The organism is Lysobacter brunescens (assembly GCF_042677005.1).
Classification (GTDB): domain Bacteria; phylum Pseudomonadota; class Gammaproteobacteria; order Xanthomonadales; family Xanthomonadaceae; genus Lysobacter_I; species Lysobacter_I brunescens.
On record NZ_JBHTIF010000001.1, the window covers coordinates 2,661,602 to 2,680,097 of the forward strand.

Annotated in this window: 14 protein-coding genes and 1 tRNA gene; 4 read left to right on the forward strand and 11 right to left on the reverse strand. The window is 68.6% G+C overall.

All coding sequences use genetic code 11. The annotated features are described in order from the left end of the window. Nucleotides 1-102: 102 nt before the first annotated feature. Nucleotides 103-381: a hypothetical protein gene (locus ACFQ0E_RS11840; protein WP_386823891.1), complete on the forward strand. Its 279-nt coding sequence runs from the start codon at nt 103-105 to the stop codon at nt 379-381. A 151-nt stretch (nt 382-532) separates the two neighbouring features. On the opposite strand, the gene ACFQ0E_RS11845 is transcribed toward ACFQ0E_RS11840, so the two are convergent. From ACFQ0E_RS11845 to ACFQ0E_RS11885, 9 genes are all read right to left on the reverse strand, one after another. Beyond that, on the reverse strand, nt 533-2,581 hold the full coding sequence (locus ACFQ0E_RS11845) for a M13 family metallopeptidase (RefSeq protein ID WP_386823893.1): 2,049 nt from the start codon (nt 2,579-2,581) through the stop codon (nt 533-535). A 99-nt stretch (nt 2,582-2,680) separates the two neighbouring features. Continuing rightward, nucleotides 2,681-3,298 (reverse strand): hypothetical protein, encoded by a 618-nt coding sequence (locus ACFQ0E_RS11850; RefSeq protein ID WP_386823895.1) that lies wholly within the window; start codon nt 3,296-3,298, stop codon nt 2,681-2,683. 127 nt (nt 3,299-3,425) lie between these two features. Beyond that, the gene (locus ACFQ0E_RS11855; protein WP_386823897.1) at nt 3,426-4,337 is read right to left on the reverse strand and encodes a DMT family transporter; all 912 of its coding nucleotides are present in this window, start codon (nt 4,335-4,337) and stop codon (nt 3,426-3,428) included. Further along, a complete protein-coding gene (locus ACFQ0E_RS11860; RefSeq protein WP_386823899.1) occupies nt 4,334-5,131 on the reverse strand; it encodes a dimethylarginine dimethylaminohydrolase family protein in 798 nt (265 codons plus the stop codon). The genes ACFQ0E_RS11855 and ACFQ0E_RS11860 overlap by 4 nt, the downstream gene beginning before the upstream one ends. A gap of 13 nt (nt 5,132-5,144) precedes the next feature. Beyond that, nucleotides 5,145-6,209, reverse strand: coding sequence for a UDP-N-acetylmuramate dehydrogenase (gene murB / locus ACFQ0E_RS11865; protein ID WP_386823901.1), 1,065 nt, complete (start codon nt 6,207-6,209; stop codon nt 5,145-5,147). Continuing rightward, nucleotides 6,206-7,276, reverse strand: coding sequence for a quinone-dependent dihydroorotate dehydrogenase (locus ACFQ0E_RS11870; RefSeq protein WP_386823903.1), 1,071 nt, complete (start codon nt 7,274-7,276; stop codon nt 6,206-6,208). The genes murB and ACFQ0E_RS11870 overlap by 4 nt, the downstream gene beginning before the upstream one ends. 19 nt (nt 7,277-7,295) lie before the next feature. Next, on the reverse strand, nt 7,296-7,574 hold the full coding sequence (locus ACFQ0E_RS11875; protein WP_386823905.1) for a DUF4190 domain-containing protein: 279 nt from the start codon (nt 7,572-7,574) through the stop codon (nt 7,296-7,298). Between the two features lie 75 nt (nt 7,575-7,649). Continuing rightward, nucleotides 7,650-9,182, reverse strand: coding sequence for an L-piperidine-6-carboxylate dehydrogenase (gene amaB, locus ACFQ0E_RS11880; RefSeq protein ID WP_386823907.1), 1,533 nt, complete (start codon nt 9,180-9,182; stop codon nt 7,650-7,652). Nucleotides 9,183-9,278: 96 nt separating this feature from the next. Then, nucleotides 9,279-9,355: transfer RNA gene (locus ACFQ0E_RS11885), tRNA-Arg, on the reverse strand. A gap of 198 nt (nt 9,356-9,553) precedes the next feature. Between ACFQ0E_RS11885 and ACFQ0E_RS11890 the strand changes: the two genes are divergently transcribed. Together ACFQ0E_RS11890 and ACFQ0E_RS11895 are read left to right on the forward strand one after the other, a co-directional pair. Further along, nucleotides 9,554-11,728 (forward strand): sulfatase-like hydrolase/transferase, encoded by a 2,175-nt coding sequence (locus tag ACFQ0E_RS11890; RefSeq protein WP_386823909.1) that lies wholly within the window; start codon nt 9,554-9,556, stop codon nt 11,726-11,728. Between the two features lie 122 nt (nt 11,729-11,850). Continuing rightward, complete coding sequence (locus tag ACFQ0E_RS11895; RefSeq protein ID WP_386823910.1) at nt 11,851-12,543, forward strand: hypothetical protein; 693 nt, start codon at nt 11,851-11,853, stop codon at nt 12,541-12,543. Between the two features lie 45 nt (nt 12,544-12,588). Here ACFQ0E_RS11895 and ACFQ0E_RS11900 read toward each other — a convergent pair whose 3' ends face one another. Both ACFQ0E_RS11900 and ACFQ0E_RS11905 read right to left on the reverse strand, forming a co-directional pair. Then, the gene (locus tag ACFQ0E_RS11900) at nt 12,589-15,126 is read right to left on the reverse strand and encodes a mechanosensitive ion channel family protein (protein WP_386823912.1); all 2,538 of its coding nucleotides are present in this window, start codon (nt 15,124-15,126) and stop codon (nt 12,589-12,591) included. 134 nt (nt 15,127-15,260) lie between these two features. Further along, entirely contained in the window at nt 15,261-15,965 is a 705-nt protein-coding gene (locus ACFQ0E_RS11905; protein ID WP_386823914.1) for a glycine zipper 2TM domain-containing protein, read from the reverse strand. 315 nt (nt 15,966-16,280) lie between these two features. On the opposite strand from ACFQ0E_RS11905, the gene fusA reads away from it, so the two are divergent. Then, a complete protein-coding gene (gene fusA / locus ACFQ0E_RS11910) occupies nt 16,281-18,329 on the forward strand; it encodes an elongation factor G (RefSeq protein WP_386823915.1) in 2,049 nt (682 codons plus the stop codon). The last annotated feature ends 167 nt before the right edge of the window (nt 18,330-18,496 follow it).

Here is an 18,496-nt window from a genome sequence, read left to right on the forward strand (position 1 = left end):
CCGGCCTGAGGATCGGCCTGACGATCCCGATCAGGTAGGATGTCCTGATCGTGTTCTCATTTTCGTTGTGATGTGCGTCTTGTAATGCGTGGGGGTAGGGGAATGGGGCAGCCGGAACACAATGGCGGGTGCGATGCGCTGGACTTCCTGCGCGAGCGTCTGCTCCACGGCAACGACTGCCTGATGCAGGGCAATGCGCGGGGTGCGCTGACCTACTACGACAGCGCCCTTGCCAGCTTCGCCCTGCAGCGCGATGACGCCCACCTCCGCGAGACCTGGCATGCGCTGTGGAACAACAAGGCGCTGGCGCACCAGCAGTTGAACGAAACCATGAAGGCACAGCACGCGGCGATGGTGGCGAACAGCCTGCTGGGGAGCTGAGGCGCCCAGTGCGACGGCCGGGCAGCAGGCTGGCATGGCCCGAAATGGCAGGCCATGGCACCCGCCATGAACACCCCCCATGGACACCCGCAACGAAAACGGCCGCCCCGAGGGGCGGCCGTTCTGCATGCAGCGGACGGAATCCGTCGTCTTACCAGATACGCACGCGCTGTTCCGGCGGCAGGTAGAGCTTGTCGCCCGGCTTCACGTCGAAGGCGCGATACCACTCGTCGAGATTGCGCAGGGGACCGTTGACGCGGAAGCGCGGCGGCGAATGCGGGCCGACCTTGAGCTGGTTGAGCATCGCCTCGTCGCGGTACTTCGATTTCCACACCTGCGCCCAGGCGAGGAAGAAGCGCTGGTCGCCGGTCAGGCCGTCGATCACCGGTGCCTCCTTGCCATTGAGGCTGAGGCGATAAGCGGTGTAGGCCATCGACAGGCCGCCGAGGTCGCCGATGTTTTCGCCTAGGGCGAGCTGGCCGTTGACGCACTGGTTCGGCAGCGGGCAGTAGGTGTTGTACTGCGCGACCAGCGCCTTGGTGCGGGCCTCGAAGCGCGCGCGATCCTCGTCGGTCCACCAGTTGCGCTGGATGCCCGCGTAGTCCGACTTCGAGCCCTGGTCGTCGAAGCCGTGACCCATCTCGTGGCCGATCACGCCGCCGATGGCGCCGTAGTTCACCGCCGGATCGGCGTTGAGGTCGAAGAACGGCGGCTGCAGGATGCCGGCCGGGAACACGATCTCGTTGAACGAGGCGTTGTAGTACGCGTTGACGGTCTGCGGCGTCATGAACCATTCGTCGCGGTCCGGCTTGGTGCCGAGGCGGCGCAGCTGGTCGTTGATCGCGTAGCGGCGCACGGACAGCACGTTCGCCATCAGGTCGTTCGGCACGATGGTGACGCTGGAATAGTCGCGCCACTTCTTGGTGTAGCCGATCTTCGGGTTGAAGGTTTCCAGCTTGCGGTAGGCCTCGGCCTTGGTCGCTTCGCCCATCCAGTCGAGGTTCTGGATGTTGATGCGCAGCGCCTTGCGCAGGTTCTCCACCAGCGTGTCCATCGCCGCCTTGGCTTCGGGCTTGAAGTGGCGGGCGACGTAGATCTGGCCGACGGCGTCGCCGATGCCGTTGAGCTGCGCGATGCCGCGCTTCCACGGTTCGCGCTGCGCTTTCTGGCCCTGCAGCACCATGCCGGTGAAGGCGAAGGCGGCCTCGTCGATCTCGGTGCTCAGCACCGGCGCGTGGTTGCGCACGGCGTGAAAGGTCAGGTAGTCGCGCCAGACGTTCAGCGGGGTCTTGCCGATGATGCCGATGATCGGCGTGACCGCGCTGGGCGTGCCGATGTTGACCTCGGCCGGCGGACGCACGAGGCCCTGCGCGGCGAAGTGCGCGGCCCAGTCGTAGCCGGCGAACTCCTGGCCCAGCTGCGCGAAGGTGCGCAGGTTGTAGGTCTTGTCGCGGTCGCGCAACTGGGCGCGATCCCACATCTGCTTCGCGAGTTCGGTTTCCAGCGCGATGATCGCTTCGGCCCGCGCCTTGGCGTCCTTCACGCCGGCGAAGCCGAGCATCTTCTGCACGTGGTCGAGGTAGGCGGCGCGGATCTGGACGAAGCGCGGCTCCTGGTTGAGGTAGAAGTCCTTGTCGGGCAGGCCCAGGCCGCCGACGCCGATCGAGACGAGGTAGCGATCGGGATCCTTGCGGTCGAGGGTGATGCCGGCGCCGATCGGGCTGGACGTGCCGTCCATGGCGGCGTTGCCGAACGCGGCGGTGAGCTTGGCCATCGAGTCGATGCGCTCGATGCGCTGAAGAGTGGGCAGCAGCGGCTTGATCCCTGCGGCGTCGCGCGCGGCCTTGTCCATGTAGCTGGCGTAGTAGTCGCGCACCTTCTGCTCGTTGCTGCCCGGCTTCAGGTCCTTGCGCGCCAGCAGTTCCTCGACGATCGCGCGGGTCTGCTCCTCGGCACGGTCGGCGAGGGCGTTGAAGGAGCCGTAGCGGGTCTCGTAGTCCTTCAGGGTGTAGCCGTCGAACCAGGCGCCGTTGGCGTAGCGATCGAAGTCGTCGCCCGGCTTCACCGAGGTGTCGCGGTTGGCGAGGTCGACGCCGAAGCTGCCGAGCTGCGGCTTGCCGTCGGCGGCCAGGGCCGCTGGCGCGGTGAGGCTGAGAGCAAGGGCCAGGGCGAGCCCCAGGGTGGTCGGAACGTGTTTCATCGGCGGGTCCAGGTCCAGGAAGGGCAGGTGACCGCCGAGCCTAGCCGAAAGCCGCGCCCGGGCATGTGCCGAAGGTGGGGGCGCAGCGTTGCCGCCAGATCAGGGCACAGCAGGCGGGCGAGTTGTTCCGTAGATGGCCCGATGCGCCTCGCTCAGGCGAAGCCGCAGGTAATCGTCGCGGCTCAGGCCGCCGGGGTAGCTGGACATGGCCAGCACTTCGGCCACGATCTCCGCTTCGCGCGCCTTGTACTCGCGCTGGCGGGCGTCCTGCCGTTGCCGTGCGGCAGTGGCGGCCTGTCGCTGCGCCGACTGCTCCCGGTAGTGGTCGACCACGGCCTGGGCCTGGCGGACGCGTTCGGTGTCGTCGACCACGGCGGCCTGGATCAGGCCGATGCGGATCAGCACCGCTTCCTCGCCGGTCAGTTCGCCCGCACGCTCGCGCGCCTCGACCTCGCGGGCCAGCGCACGGGCGCGCTCGAGGCGGATTTCCGGGCTCATGTTCGGCGCGTCGCGCAGGAACTTGCGCGCCATCGTCTGGAAGGCCTGGTGGCTGCGCTGGTTGGCGGCGCCAGGCGTGCCGGCGGCGGTGGCATTCACCGGGACCGGCTCGGCCAGTACCTTCGCGACATGCGCTTCGCGCATCTTGGCCGACAGCCAGATCGCGATCATCAGCGTGGCGGCGATGACGAGACCGACATGGACGAAGCGGATCTTCATGGGGCGTGGACTGTCCTGGGGGAGATTGCATGGCGGGCGGGCGTTCCGCGCCAGCCCGGATCCATTACACCAGCTGCGCGACGGCGGCGTACAGCCATGCGTGCAGCGAGGGTGTGGCCGGCACCACTCATTCGCCCGGCTTGGCGGCCTGAGTGGGTGCGTGGGTCGCAGCCTGGCGCGCGAGCCGGGCTTCGCGGTGCGCGATGTAGGCGTTCGCGCTGAAGATGACCAGCGCGCCGATGGCGGTCCAGCGGTCCACCGGCTCCTGGAACAGCAGCCAGCCGGCAATCGCCACGATCGGCAGCTGGGTGAAGCTGATCGGGGTCAGCGCCGAGACGTCGCCCAGCTTGAGCGCGCGGGTCCACAGCATGTGGCCGGCCGTGCCCATGGCGCCGGCGGCGATCACCCACAGCCAGGTGATGCCCTGCGGCCATTCCCACACCGTCAGCGCCGGCAGCAGCGACATCGGCACCCAGATCAGCGTGGTCAGGAAGACGATGCGGTCGGCCGGGTCGACCTGCGACAGCTGCTTGATCTGGATCGAGACCACGCCGCTGAGCACCGCCGCGACCAATGCCACCAGCGTGCCGGCGCTGAAGCTCGCGCTGCCCGGTCGGACGATGATCAGCACGCCGACGAAGCCCAGGCCGACCGCGATCCAGCGCCGCGCGCGCACCTGTTCGTGCAGGAACAGCACGGCGGCGATGGTCACGAAGATCGGCGTGGAGTACGACAGCGCCACCGCCTGCGCCAGCGGCAGGTGCCCGATCGCCCAGAAGCCGGCCATCATCGAGACCACGCCGATCAGGCAGCGCACGCCGTAGCGTGGCAGCTGCGTGGTCTTCAGCAGGTCGGGGCCGTGGCGCAGCAGCAGGGGCAGTGCCGCGATCAGACCGAAGAAATTGCGGAAGAACGCGATCTCGAAGGTGTGAAGCGTTTCCGATGCGAGGCGGATCGCGATGACCATCAGCCCGAAGAACACCGTGCTGCAGAACATCAGCAGCGCGGCGCGCAGGTGCGGGGTGCGGTCCGTGCTCATCCGGAGCGGTTGCCGCTCCTGAACACCAGGCTCATGCAGGTCAGCCCGGCCTCGGCCTTGCCGAACTCGCCGATGTCGACCGCGATCGTGGGCAGCCCGGCCATCGCGCAGTGCGTTTCGACCAGGTCGCGCGTGCGCGGGAACGCGGCGTTGACGATCCGCGTGTCGCCGACCGGCAGCACGTTCGCGGCGAAGGGTTCGTCCGGGTCGACGGCGAGGATGCGGAAGCCCGCGAACGGCGCCAGGTCGACCCAGGCCGGGTTGGCCAGCAGGGTCTTGTCGTCCAGCGCGGTGCAGGCGGTCTTCAAGTGCAGGCTGCCGGGCGTGTCGACTGCGACCACGGTGTAGCCATGCGGCTGCACCAGCGCGGCGAGCTGTTCGATGCCCGTGCGGTTGGTGCGCGTGGTCAGGCCGACGTACAGCGTGCGACCCACGCGCAGCACGTCGCCGCCCTCCAGCGTGCCCGGCGCGACGATCCGTGCGATGTCGCGACGATGCATCGCCAGCGCTGCGACGACGGCGTCCGGTTCCGGTTCGCGCGAAGGCGTGCCCGGGCGGGTGAGGATCGCGATCTCGTCCAGCACGACGGCGGCGTCCTCGACGAAGACGCTGTCGGGCAGTGACTCCATCGCATCCAGCGCGATGACCTCGGCCCCGGCCTCGGTCAGCGCGGCGCGGTAGGCGGCGTGCTGGGGCTGCAGGATGTCCACTTCGATCCGCGCGCGTGCCATGAACGTCAGTTCGCAGGCGGTGGCGAGGCTGGCGGCAGGGTGGCGGACGATGACGGTCGACATGCGGGCGGGAGGGCTACCAATGGGCGCCGATCAGGCGCGGTTCGGGTTCGATCGCCACGCCGAAGCGCGACTGCACGTCTTCGGCGATGCGCCGGGCCAGGTCGAGCAGTTCGGCACCGCTGGCCCGGCCGTGGTTGACCAGGACCAATGCGTGCTGCTCCGACACGCCGGCATCGCCGGAGCCGGTGTCGCTGCGCCGGCCTTTCCAGTCGCAGGCATCGATCAGCCATGCGGCGGAGAGCTTGCGACTGTCGTCGCCGGCACCGCGAAAGACGGGCAGTCGCGGATGGTCCGCGAGCAGCGCCTCGGCCTGCGCCAGCGGCACGATCGGATTCTTGAAGAAGCTGCCGGCATTGCCGACCACGGCCGGGTCGGGCAGCTTGCGGCGGCGCAGGCGGATCACCGCCTCGGCGACCGTGCGCGCATCCGGCGCATCGATGCCCATCGCGGTCAGTTCCTCGCGGATGCCTGCGTAGTCGAGTTTCAGCGCCGACGACGGCAGCGAGGCTGCGTGAGGCAGCGCGAATTCGACGGCGACGATCAGGTAGCGGTCGAGGTCGTGCTTGAACACGCTGTCGCGGTAGGCGAACGCGCAGGCGGCGGTATCGAAGCGGTGGAAGGCGCCGGTGGCGCGCTCGAAGACCTCGACCGCATGGATGCGTTCGCCGACTTCCACGCCATAGGCGCCGATGTTCTGGATGGGCGCGGCGCCGACCGTGCCCGGGATCAGCGACAGGTTCTCCAGCCCGGCGAAGCCGTGTTCGAGCGTCCACAGCACGAAGGCATGCCATTCGACGCCGGCATCGGCGCGGACGATGGCGCCATCGCCCTGTTCACGAACGATGTGTCCACGAACGATCCGGATGTCGCGCGAGGTCAGCGCCAGCGCCAGCGCGGGGTTCTCGACGATCAGCAGGTTGCTGCCGCCGCCGACGACCAGCGGCGACGCGCCGGCCAGCGCGCCGGCGAACAGCGCCGGCAGGTCGTTCGCATCATCGATTTCGATCAATCGCCCGGCGCGCGCATCGACGCCGAAGGTATTGCGCAACGGGGCCGATACGGTCTCGCGAACGCTCATGTGCGCGGCATGTTGGGCGGCAGGTGTCCGCGACTGGGGGCTTCCTTGCGGCGCCGGATGGCGTCGACGCATTCGCCGATCAGCTGCGGGCCGCGATAGACCAGGCCGGTGTAGCACTGCACCAGGCTGGCCCCGGCGGCCATCTTCTGCACCGCGTCGGCGCCGGTGAGCACGCCGCCCACGCCGACCAGGGGGATCTGTTCCGGCAGCCGGGTGCGCAGCATGCGCAGCACGGCGGTGGATTTGGCCATCAGCGGTTCGCCCGACAGACCGCCGACTTCCTTCGACAGCGGATGCTGGTGGACTGCGATGCGCGACACGGTGGTGTTGGTCGCGATCACGCCGTCGACCTGCATCTCGGCCAGCACGCGCGCGGTGACGTCGATGTCCTCGTCGGCGAGGTCCGGCGCCACCTTCACCAGCATCGGCACGCGGCGACCATGGCGGGTCCACAGGCGTTCGCGGGTTTCCTGCAGCTCGCCGAGCAGGCGGCGCAGCGCCTGTTCCTCCTGCAGCTCGCGCAGGCCGGCGGTGTTCGGCGAGGAGATGTTGATCGTGATGTAGTCCGCGAGCGGATACACCTTCTCCAGGCAGTGGATGTAGTCCGACGCCGCGTCCTCGTTCGGGGTGTCCTTGTTCTTGCCGATGTTGATGCCGAGGATGCCGTCGCCCTTGCGCCGCGCCTTCTCGACATTGCGCACCAGCGCGTCCACGCCGTCGTTGTTGAAGCCCAGGCGGTTGATGATCGCGTTGTGCTCCGGCAGGCGGAACATGCGCGGCTTCGGGTTGCCGGCCTGCGGCTTAGGCGTGACCGTGCCGACCTCGACGAAGCCGAAGCCCAGCGCGAACAGGGCATCGACATGCGCGCCGTTCTTGTCCAGCCCGGCGGCCAGGCCGACCGGGTTGGGGAAGGTCAGGCCCAGCACCTTCACCGGGAACGCCGGGCGCGAACGCGCCAGCAGCGGATTCAGGCCGGTGCGATAGGCCTTTTCGAGCATCGACAGGCCGAGGTTGTGCGCGCGCTCGGCGTCGAGGTGGAACAGGAAGGGGCGTGCGAGTCCGTACATGGTGGCCGGCGTGCCCGCGTCAGGATGCGACGCTGGCGAACCAGGCCAGTCCGCCCAGGAACAGGAAGATGAAGAGCAGGCCCAGCACGGTGATCACGACCTGCAGCCAGCCGAGCACCAGCCCGATCATCGCCATGCCGTCGCCGTCCAGCGTGCCGCCGGAGCGACGGATCTCGCCGCGCGCCATGTGGCCGGTGATGATCGCAGCGATGGTGCCGAGGAGGGGCAGCACGGTCCAGCCGCAGATGCCCGCGACCAGGCTGATGATGGCGAGGGTGCTGGTCTTGCGTTCGTTCATGGCGCGAAGTCTCCCGGGGGGTGAGGACACGGCGCCCGGGCAGGCCGGTGGCCTGCCCGGGGATGCAACGGCCGATCAGAGGTCGAACTTGATGCCCTGGGCCAGCGGCAGCGCGTCGGAGTAGTTGATCGTGTTGGTCTGGCGGCGCATGTAGGCCTTCCACGCGTCGGAGCCCGACTCGCGGCCGCCGCCGGTTTCCTTCTCGCCGCCGAACGCGCCGCCGATCTCGGCGCCGCTGGTGCCGATGTTGACGTTGGCGATGCCGCAGTCGCTGCCGGATGCGGCGAGGAAGGCTTCCGCCGACTTGAGGTTGGTGGTGAAGATCGAGGACGACAGGCCCTGCGGCACGGCGTTCTGCATGTCGATGGCTTCGTCCAGGGTCTTGTACTTCATCACGTACAGGATCGGCGCGAAGGTCTCGTGCTGGACGATCTCGGCGTCGTTGGTCAGGCCGGTGACGATGGCCGGGCGCACGAAGTTGCCCGGGCCGTCGATCGCGGTGCCGCCGGTCTCGATCGTGCCGCCGCTGGCCTTCGCCTTGGCGATCGCGTCGAGGAAGGCGTCCACGCCGTCCTTGCTGTTGAGCGGGCCCATCAGGTTCTTCGGGTCGGTCGGGTCGCCGATCTTGGTCTCGACCTGCTTGTAGGCCGCGATCAGCTTGGCCAGCACGTCCTCGTAGATGCTTTCGTGCACGATCAGGCGGCGCGTGGTGGTGCAGCGCTGGCCGGCGGTACCGACCGCGCCGAACGCGATCGCCGGGATCGCCAGCTTCAGGTCGGCGGTCGGGTCGACGATGATCGCGTTGTTGCCGCCCAGTTCCAGCAGCGAACGGCCCATGCGGCGCGCGACGCGCTCGCCGACCATGCGGCCGACCTTGGTCGAACCGGTGAAGCTGATCAGCGGCACGCGCTTGTCGTCGACGAACTGCTGGGCGAGGTCGCTGCCGGCGTCGTTGAAAAGGAAGAAGATGTCCGGGAAGCCGGCCTTCGCCAGTGCTTCATTGCAGATCTTCATCGAGGCGATGGCCGAGAGCGGGGTCTTCGGCGACGGCTTCCAGATCGTGATGTCGCCGCAGATGGCGGCGATGAAGCTGTTCCAGGCCCAGACCGCGACCGGGAAGTTGAAGGCGGAGATCACGCCGACGATGCCGATCGGGTGCCACTGCTCGTACATGCGGTGGCCGGGGCGCTCGCTGTGCATGGTCAGGCCGTAGAGCTGGCGCGACAGGCCGACCGCGAACTCGCCGATGTCGATCATTTCCTGCACTTCGCCGTCGCCTTCCGGCTTGGACTTGCCCATTTCGAGGGCGACCAGCGAACCGAGTGCGTCCTTGTGGGTGCGCAGCGCGTCGGCGCAGAGGCGGATGGCTTCGCCGCGACGCGGCGCCGGGGTGGTGCGCCAGATCTTGAACGCGGCCTGGGCGCGCTCGACGATCACGTCGTAGTCGGCCTGCGACGAGGCATGCACGCGTCCCAGCACCTCGCCCGTGGTCGGATTGATCGGCTCCAGCACGCCCGCGTCGGACGTGGTGGACCATTCGCCGCTGCCGAGGTAGGTACCGGATTCGGTGGCGCCGAGGCCGAGGGCGGCCAGAACGGGGTGGGTCATCGCAAACTCCTGGGGCTGGCCGGCGCGCCGCGACAGGGGCCGGCGTCGTTCGAAGGGAAGGGTTCGAGGGGAACGGTTCGAGGGACAGACGAAGGATGGCGGCCCCGACACGATTCGAACGTGCGACCTGTCCCTTAGGAGGGGACCGCTCTATCCAGCTGAGCTACGGGGCCAAGGCCGGGAATTATCGCAGGCTTCGCCGAGGCGCGGCACCCCCGGACCCGTCGTCCCGGCACGGCGATCCGCCGAAGCACGGCCCCGGCATCGTCGGTTCGTCGTCGATTCTCGTGCGTGGAATGATGCCGAACTGATCCGCCCGTCCCTTCCGGATCGGGTACAACGTCGGTTTCGACCACCACGGAGCGGCGGGCATGGCACAGGGCATGGGGCAGGGCGCGGGAGAAGGGCAAGGCACGGACGGCACCAGGACCGCCGAGGATGTCGTCGCGGGCATCGAGCAGGTCCGCGAGGCGCGGCCGAACATCCTGATGATCCTCGTCGACCAGCTGTACTACCCGCAGCGCGGCTACGGCGATGCCGGGTTCGCGCAGGGCATCAAGCAGGTGCTGGACTTCGTCGGCGACATCGACCCGGCGACCAATCCGTATGCGAAGCATTTCCCGGGCTTCTGCAAGCTGCGCGAGTACGCAACCGTGTTCGCCGACCACACCATCGCCGAGTCGGCCTGCATCCCCAGTCGCGCCAGCATCATGACCGGCCAGTACGGGCCGCGCACCGGCGTCACCCAGACCGATGGTCTGTTCAAGAACGGCGACGCTTCGAACTTCCCCTGGCTGCGCCATGACGGCACGCCGACCGCCGGCGACTGGTTCCGCGCGCTGGGCTACACCACGCACTATTTCGGCAAGTGGCACGTCAGCGAGCCGCCGAACCACACGCTGCAGGAATACGGCTTCGGCGACTGGGAGCTGTCATGGCCCGAGCCGCACGGCGCCTCGATCAACAACCTCGGCACCTACCGCGACTATCAGTTCGCTGACCTGGCCTGCAGCTTCCTGCGCGGGCGCGCGCTCGGCGTGCCGTACAACCGCGCGCTGTCGCAGCAGGGCGTGGATGCGCCGCTGGACACGAACAAGCCGCAGACGCCGCCGTTCTTCGCGGTGGTCTCGTTCACCAACCCGCACGACATCGCCACCTATCCCACGCTGCCGCGCGGACTGCAGCCGCAGTGGCCGCCCGAGCACGGCGCCGCGATCGCGGTACGCCAGCCGCCGTCGCCTGTCGGACCGGGCGGTTCCGTGCCGATCCCGCCGCAGGGCACGATCAGCACGAAGCCGACCGAGGGCACCTTCCAGGTGCCGATGAATCCGACGGGCCTGCCGCAGGACTGCGCCACCGCCTCGCCGACCCAGGACGAGGACCTGCTCGCCAACAACAAGCCGCGCGCGCAGTTCGACGCCTCGTACAAGGTCGCGCTGGGCCTGGCGGCGAAGACCGGCCTGAGCATCGGCCAGGGCATGGGCGGCGATCCGCAGACCGTGCTGCAGAACGCGGTCAAGGCGACCCTGGGCATCGCCATTCCTTTCCAGCTGCAGAAGGATCCCGACGGCGCTGCGGTCGGCTTCCTGCAGTACTACGCCTACATGATCTCGATGGTCGACCGCCACATCCTGCGCGTGCTGGAGACGCTGGAGCAGAGCGGGCTGCGCAAGGACACCATCGTCGTCTTCGCGTCCGACCACGGCGAATACGGCGCCGCGCACGGGATGATGATCGAGAAGTGGCACGGGGCTTACCAGGAAGCCGTGCACGTGCCGTTCCTGGTCAGCGCGCCGCGTTTCAACACCGTGCGCGACGTGCCGCGCATCGTGACCGCGCAGACCAGCCACATCGACATCCTGCCGACCCTGCTCAAGCTCGCCCACGCCACCGACGACCACATCGAGCGCGTGCGCCACGAACTGTCGAAGACGCATGCCGCCGGCCCCTTGCCCGGCGCCAACCTCAAACCGCTGCTGCGCAGCGAGGAACGCATCGTCAGCGGTCCGGTCATCGGTCCCGACGGCCAGCCGCGCAGCGGCGTGCTGTTCGTCACCGACGACATGATCACCGAGCCGCTGCCGCACGACGCCGACCCGCACAACGTCCAGTCCTGGCAGCAGTACGCGGTGTACGCCGCCACCGTCGACCTGCTGCGCACGCCGCCGGCCGAGGGCGAGTCGCGCCCGTACGTGCCTGCGCTGTCGTCCGGCGCGGTGCCGCAGCCGGCGCACGTGCGCGCGCTGCGCTCCGGCCAGTGGAAGCTGGTGCGCTACTGCGACCCTTGGAGCGAACGGCCCGTGCCCGACCAGTGGGAGCTGTACGACCTCGCCAGCGATCCCATCGAAAACACCAACCTGCTGGTGAACGACGCCGCGTTCCCGACCGTGATCGCGTCGATCACCGATCCGAAGCGCCGCGCCCATCTCGAAACCGTCGCCGGGGACCTGCGTGCCGAGCTGCAGCGCCAGGAAGCCGCGCTGCTGTCGCCGTATCCGTCCGCGCATCCCACGGCTTCGGCAACGTCGCGGATCGAGCACGCATGAGTCGGGCGGGTGGGGAAACGCCCCGGTTTGGGATCGGCAGGCGGCTTGGGTAGACTGCAGGCGTCGCGACCGTCAGGGGGCGGGTCGCGACGCCTGACCCAACCACTTACCGGGGCCCGACCATGCGCCAAGCTCTCCTCGCCGCCACCATCGTCCTCGCGCTCGCGGCCTGCTCGACCGACGACGACACCCAGGGCGCATCGCCCGATGCCGCGGGTGCCGATATCGCCCAGTCGTCCGACGCCGCCGAGGCTCCGGGTGCCCCCGGCAGCGATGGCGCGACCACGGCCGCCGGCAACAAGCCGGTGGACGGCAAGCAGGCCGGCGTCTACACCCACACCTTCACCCACAAGCGGCAGTCGTACCAGGTGGACATCGTGTCCGGTGTTGCCAGCAGCACCGTCACGATCACGTCCAAGGGGCTGACCCTGTCCAACAAGCCGCTGAAGAAGACCGTCGCGGGCCTGTTCAAGAGCGCGGAGATGACTGATCTGGACGCCGACGGCGAGCCCGAGATCTACGTGTTCATGCAATCGGCCGACACCGGCGATCGCGCTTCGGTCATCGTGGTCGCTTCCGACCAGGGCCGGCGCATGGTCGAAGTCTCGATGCCCGATCTCGCCGCCGACGCCAAGAACAGCGCCGGTTATCGCGGCAAGGACGAATTCGCGATCGTCGAGAAGGTGCTCGCGCGTCGTTTCCCGCTGCATGACGACAGGGGCGAGCCCACCGGCACCATGCGCCAGATGCAGTACAAGCTCGCCAAGGGCGCCAACGGTCCGGAACTCAAGCTCGATCAGGTCGCGGAGTTCTGACGCCGTCGCGCGGCGTGCGGCGCATGCATCGCGCGTGAAGCGCGATCAGCGCGATGCGCCCGGCGGGCCGTCTCCGTCGGGCCGGTCCTCGCCTTCGCCCGCCGCCTCCGCCATGGGCCAGCCCTCCGGCACGCTGCGCAGGTGCAGGTCCTGCTGCGGGAAGGGGATCTCGATGCCCGCGCCGACCAGCGCCGCATGGATCCGCGACACCAGATCGCTGCGGATCAGCACCCAGTCGTCGTACTCGTGCGTCCACGCGCGCACCGAGAACTCCAGCGCGCTCGCGCCCAGCCCGCTGAACAGCACGGCGGGCGCGGGCGACATCGCCACGCCGCGCGTCTGCTCGACCGTCTGGCGCAGCAACGCCATCACGGCGGGCACGTCGCTGCCGTAGGCCACCCCCACCGGCACCTCCAGCCTGCGGCGCCGGTCCAGCAGGGTCCAGTTGGTCAGCTTTTCCGACAGCAGCATGCCGTTGGGCACCACCACGTCCGCGCCCTCGAACGTCGTAATGGTGGTGGACCGCATGCCGATCATCCGCACGGTGCCATTGGTGCCGCTGACATCGACCACGTCGCCCGGCTGGATCGGCCGTTCGAACATCAGGATCAGGCCCGACACGAAATTCTTCACCACGTCCTGCAGGCCCAGGCCGATGCCCACGCCCAGCGCGCCGAACACGAACGCCAGCTGGCCCACCTTGAAGCCCGCCGCCGACAGCGCCAGCAGCAGGCCCAGCATCAGCATCGCGTAATAGCTCAGCGAGGCCACGCTGTTGTCCACGCCGCGCGGCAGCGACATCTTCGGCAGCACCTCGTGGCGCAGCAGGTAGCGCACCGCGCGTGCGGCCAGGAACGCCACCACCACCGCGATCGCGAACACCAGCACGTTGCCCAGGCTGATGCTGATCTCGCCGAAGGTGAAGGCATGCTGGAGCACGTCGCGCGCCAGCGCGTAGGCGGGCCGCCAGACGCGGAACTGCTGCATCGTGAAGATCGCCCAGCCCACCAGCGCCGCGATGCCCAGCGCCCGCGCCACGATCCTCGCGATCGCCTCGGCCGAATCGCCGACCACGCGCACGCCCGCGCCGGCCGCCAGGTGCAGGACCGCATGCGCCAGCGCCGAGGCCACGTTCACGCTCGCATACAGCGCCAGCGCGATGTAGCCGCTGTCGATGATCGCGGACAGCAGCGTTTCGGCCAGCGACACGTTACCGAAGAGGTTCGACAGCGCCGAGAGCGCGAGCAGGCCGACGCCGATCCACGCGCCGATCCGCAGCAGGCGCAGCGCGCGCGTCGGCGGCGCGGCACTGCGGGCCCGGTGCGCGCGCCACAGCAGCCACAGGGTCAGCGCCATCGCCAGCAGCGCCAGGCCGAACAGGTAGCCGCGATACAGCGCCGCGTTGGCCAGCAGCAGGAATTCCAGACGCTGCAGCAGGTAGAAGAGGGTCGCCGCGATCGGCCACGCGCCGAAGACCCCACGCGCTTCCGGCGGCAGCATCCGCAGGACGGGAATCAGCGCCACCAGCATCGCGAACTGGTGCAGCAGCAGCGGCGCGTTCGGTTCGAACAGCGGCACAGCCATCATCGCCAGCAGCAGCCAGGACGAGAACGGCCGGCGCAGCACGCGCCCGTAGCTCGGGTGCGTCGCCGTGGCCAGGTCGCCGCGTCGCGCTCGCCGCGCCAGCCACAGCAGCGCCGCCAGCAGCAGGAACTGCAGTACGTGCAGCGCGCGCTGGTTGCCGGCATCGGCCGCGCCGTACTGGCGCATGAAATCCATCTCGACCTGCAGTCCGGTGCGCAGGCCTTCCAGCGCCCGGTCGTCGTCGCTCCCGTCGTTCATCGCCCACATCGGCTTCGCATCGATGCGCATGAGTCGCCGATCGATGTGCTTGATCGCCGCCACGACCGAAGCCTGTCCGGCCGCGATGCGCGCTTCCAGGCGGTTCGCGCGCCGCGCCAGTTCGATCTGCTTCACCAGCGGTCCGGACAGCGCCACCTCCGCACCGTCCAGCTGCACGATGATCGCGTCCACCCGCGCGCGCAGGGGCGCCGGCAGCCTCGACTCCGTCGCCGCATCGCGCGTCGCGATCCAGTCCGCGCGCCGCCGTGCGATCTCCTGGGCATCGTTCGTCGGCGCCGTGGTCGCCAGCTTCATCTCCTCGCGCCACAGCGCGAACTGGCGCGCATCGAACTTCCAGTGCCGCTCCAGGCTTTCCAGCCGCATCACCGGCAACTGCATCAGCTCTTCGTTGCGGAACAGGCGCATCTTGCCGTCCACCGACCGCTCGATCGCCGCCAGCCCCGGGCCGAGGCGCTTCACCGGGTCGGCGCCCGCCGTGCGCAGCCGCACTTCCTCGACGAAGCGTTCGTCGTCGGAGATCCGCGACGCGATCTCGCCGACCGGCACTGCGGCCGGCGCGGCAGGCTGCGTGGTCGGCGCCTGCGACGAATCGGTCCCCGTGTCCTTCACGGGCAGCAGACCGGGCAGTTGCGCCAGCGCCGCCAACGGGCAGGCGAGCGCGATCGTCAGCAGTACGATGATCGACAGGATGCGGGCAGCGCGCGCGGTGACGAGTGGCATGCGATCTCCGGGGCGGGGGCTCGGGCCAGTCTATCGCGGTGCCCGAGGCCGCATGCATGCCATCCGGCGCCGCAAACGAAACGGGGCCCGCAGGCCCCGTCGTTCGTTGCTCGGTCGATGTCGAACCGCGCGGCTCACTCCGCCCGCACGTCCACCCGCACGCGGATGCGGTCGCCGGGGTGGTGGTCGGTGCGCGTGGTGTATTCGCGTCCGCCGTAGCGGTATGTCACGTCGTAGCCGACCACATCGTCCTGCACATCGCCGTAGCCAGCCTCGCGGACATCGTCGCGCACCGGGTCGCAGACGGTCACGCGGGCTTCCTGGCGCTGTCGCTGGGTGCCTTCGTAGATCTCGCGGCCGGCCATGCTGCCGACCATCGATCCCACCGCCGCCGTCGCATAGCGCGCCGAACCGCCGCCGACCTTGCTGCCCAAGGCCGCGCCCACGAGGCCGCCGAGCAGGGTCGCCACATTGCGCCCGGTCTGCGTGCCGTGGCTTTGGCTGCGGTCGAGATTGTCGTAAGTGCCCCAGGGATCATCGCGATAGCGGTCGCCGTAGCGATCGTCATGACGACTGTATCGGTCGTCATGGCGGCCATCATCGCGATCGGTGTAGTAGCCGCCTTCCTGGTAGCAGTCGCGGTCATCGGTGCGGGCGTAGCGCTCGCCGCGACCGATGATCGGGTCCACGCGCACCACCTCGGCATATTCGTAGAGCGGGGCGATGCGGTCGCCGTAGGCCGGCGGATCGTTGTAGCCGGCAGGGTAGTCCTGGGCGGATGCCGCAGCGGTGGCGGTTGCAAGGGCGGCGGCAAGCAGCGAAGCGGCGAGGCGGGACATGGCGGACTCCGGGCGCCGGGATGGCGCGAACGCACGCTAGGGCCGGCGCGGTAACGGCAGGCTGAACACACCCGCGTTTCCGATGGGCGGGCCCGGCGAGTTTAGCCCGCTCTCAGCCGCAGGCGTCGATGGCCCCGTTTGACTGCCATCAAACCCTCGCCGCACCGCCGCTTGACCCCCGCCCCGCAACTGCCGATGCTTGACCCGCGTCCCCCGGACGCCCCGCCATGACCGCCCGCCGAGCACCGCTCGGAGGCAGTGCCCGCAGCGGACAGCCATGACGGCTCTGACCTTTGGAAAGAAGGAGAGTCGGTCATGTCCTACAGCACATCGCAGATCCGCAACGTGGCCCTGGCAGGCCACCCCGGCGCCGGCAAAACAACGCTCTTCGAAGCCCTGCTGCATGCCGGCGGCGCAGTCCAGACGGCAGGCAGCATCGAACGCGGCACCACGGTGTCCGACTTCGACCCCATCGAGAAGGAACGCGGCCACTCCATCGACGCCGCCATCGCCAGCACGGATCACGCAGGCATCCACGTCAACATCATCGACACTGCCGGCTACCCCGACTTCCGCGGCCCCACGCTTGCCGCACTCGCCGTGGTCGAAACCGTCGCCGTAGTGGTCGACGCCGACACCGGCATCGGCTACGGCACGCGCCGGATGATGGAATACGCCCAGGGCCGCCGGCTCTGCCGCGCCATCGTCATCAACAAGATCGACCACGACGGCGCCGACCTCCGCGCATTGCTCGACGACCTGCGCGAGACCTTCGGCAACGAAGTCCTGCCGCTCAACCTGCCCGCGAACGGCGGCAAATCCGTCATCGACTGCTTCGGCAACACGACAGGCGACAGCGACCTCGGCCCTGTCGCCGACTGGCACCAGCGCATCATCGACCAGGTGGTCGAGATCAACGAACAGGTCATGGACCACTTCCTCGAAGTCGGCGAAGAAGGCCTCGGCGGCCAGGAGCTGCACGACGCCTTCGAGCAATGCCTGCGCGAAGGCCACCTCGTCCCGGTCTGCTTCGTCTCCGCGCGCACCGGCACCGGCGTGAAGGAACTGCTCGACATCGCCGAGAAACTCTTCCCGCACCCCGGCGAAGCCAATCCGCCCATGTTCGTGAAAGGGCAGGGCGAGGCCGCCGCCGATTTCGAGACCCGCCCGGATCCCGACGCCCACGTCGTCGCCGATGTCTTCCGCATCGTCAACGACCCCTTCGTCGGCAAGCTCGGCGTGTTCCGCGTCTACCAGGGCACGGTGAAGAAGGACACCCAGCTCTTCGTCGACGACGGCAAGAAGCCCTTCAAGGTCGCCCACCTGTTCAAGCTCAAGGGCAAGGATCACGTCGAGATCGACCGCGCCGTGCCCGGCGACATCGCCGCCGTCGCCAAGATCGACGAGCTCCATTTCGACGCCGTGCTGCACGACAGCCACGACGAAGACCACATCCACCTCGCGCCGCTGGATTTCCCCAGGCCCATGTTCGGCCTCGCCGTCGACGCCGCCAGCAAGGGCCAGGAACAGAAGCTCGCCATCGCCCTGCACAAGCTCGCCGAGGAAGACCCGTGCTTCCACGTCGAGCACGAGGTCGAAACGAATGAGACCGTGGTGCGCGGCCTGTCCGACCTGCACCTGCGCATCCACCTGCAGCGCCTGAAGGACCGCTTCGGCGTCGAAGTGAAGACCCGCCCGCCGCGCATCGCCTACCGCGAAACCGTCTCCGCCAACGCCGAAGGCCACCACCGCCACAAGAAGCAGACCGGTGGCGCCGGCCAGTTCGGCGAAGTCTTCCTGCGCATCGAACCGCTGCCGCGCGGCACCGGTTTCGAATTCCGCGACGAAGTGAAGGGCGGCACCATCCCCGGCCAGTTCATGCCTGCCGTGGAGAAGGGCATCCGCCAGGTGCTCGCCAGCGGCGCCGTCGCCGGCTACCCCATGCAGGACGTCCGCGTCATCGTCTACGACGGCAAGCACCACCCCGTCGACAGCAAGGAAGTCGCCTTCATCGCCGCCGGCAAGAAAGCCTTCCTCGACGCCATCGCCAAAGCCCGCCCGCAGGTGCTCGAACCCATCGTCGACCTCGAAGTCGCCGCCCCCGAACACCACATGGGCGACATCAGCGGCGGCCTCTCCTCCAAACGCGCCCGCATCAACGGCACCGACTCACTGCGCGGCGGCGAGATCGTCGTCAAGGCGCAGGTGCCGCTGTCGGAGCTGGAGGGGTATGCCGCCGAGTTGAAGTCGGTGACGGCCGGAAGAGGGCGGTATTCGCTGGATTTCAGTCATTACGAGCCTGTGCCGGGGCAGGTGCAGGCGCGGTTGGTGGAGGCTTACAAGCCTAGGTATGAGGAGGAGTGATTGGCGATAACGCAGGGATGCGGCAAGGTGAATTTGATTGATGGGATGGGAGCGGCAGGCGATGTCGCCTGTCGCAGCAGGGCCATGGAAATAATGATATTTAAGGTCTGAATGGCAAAGAAGATTTTTCATGTTTCTCATATTCTTCAATCAACTTCCATAAATTA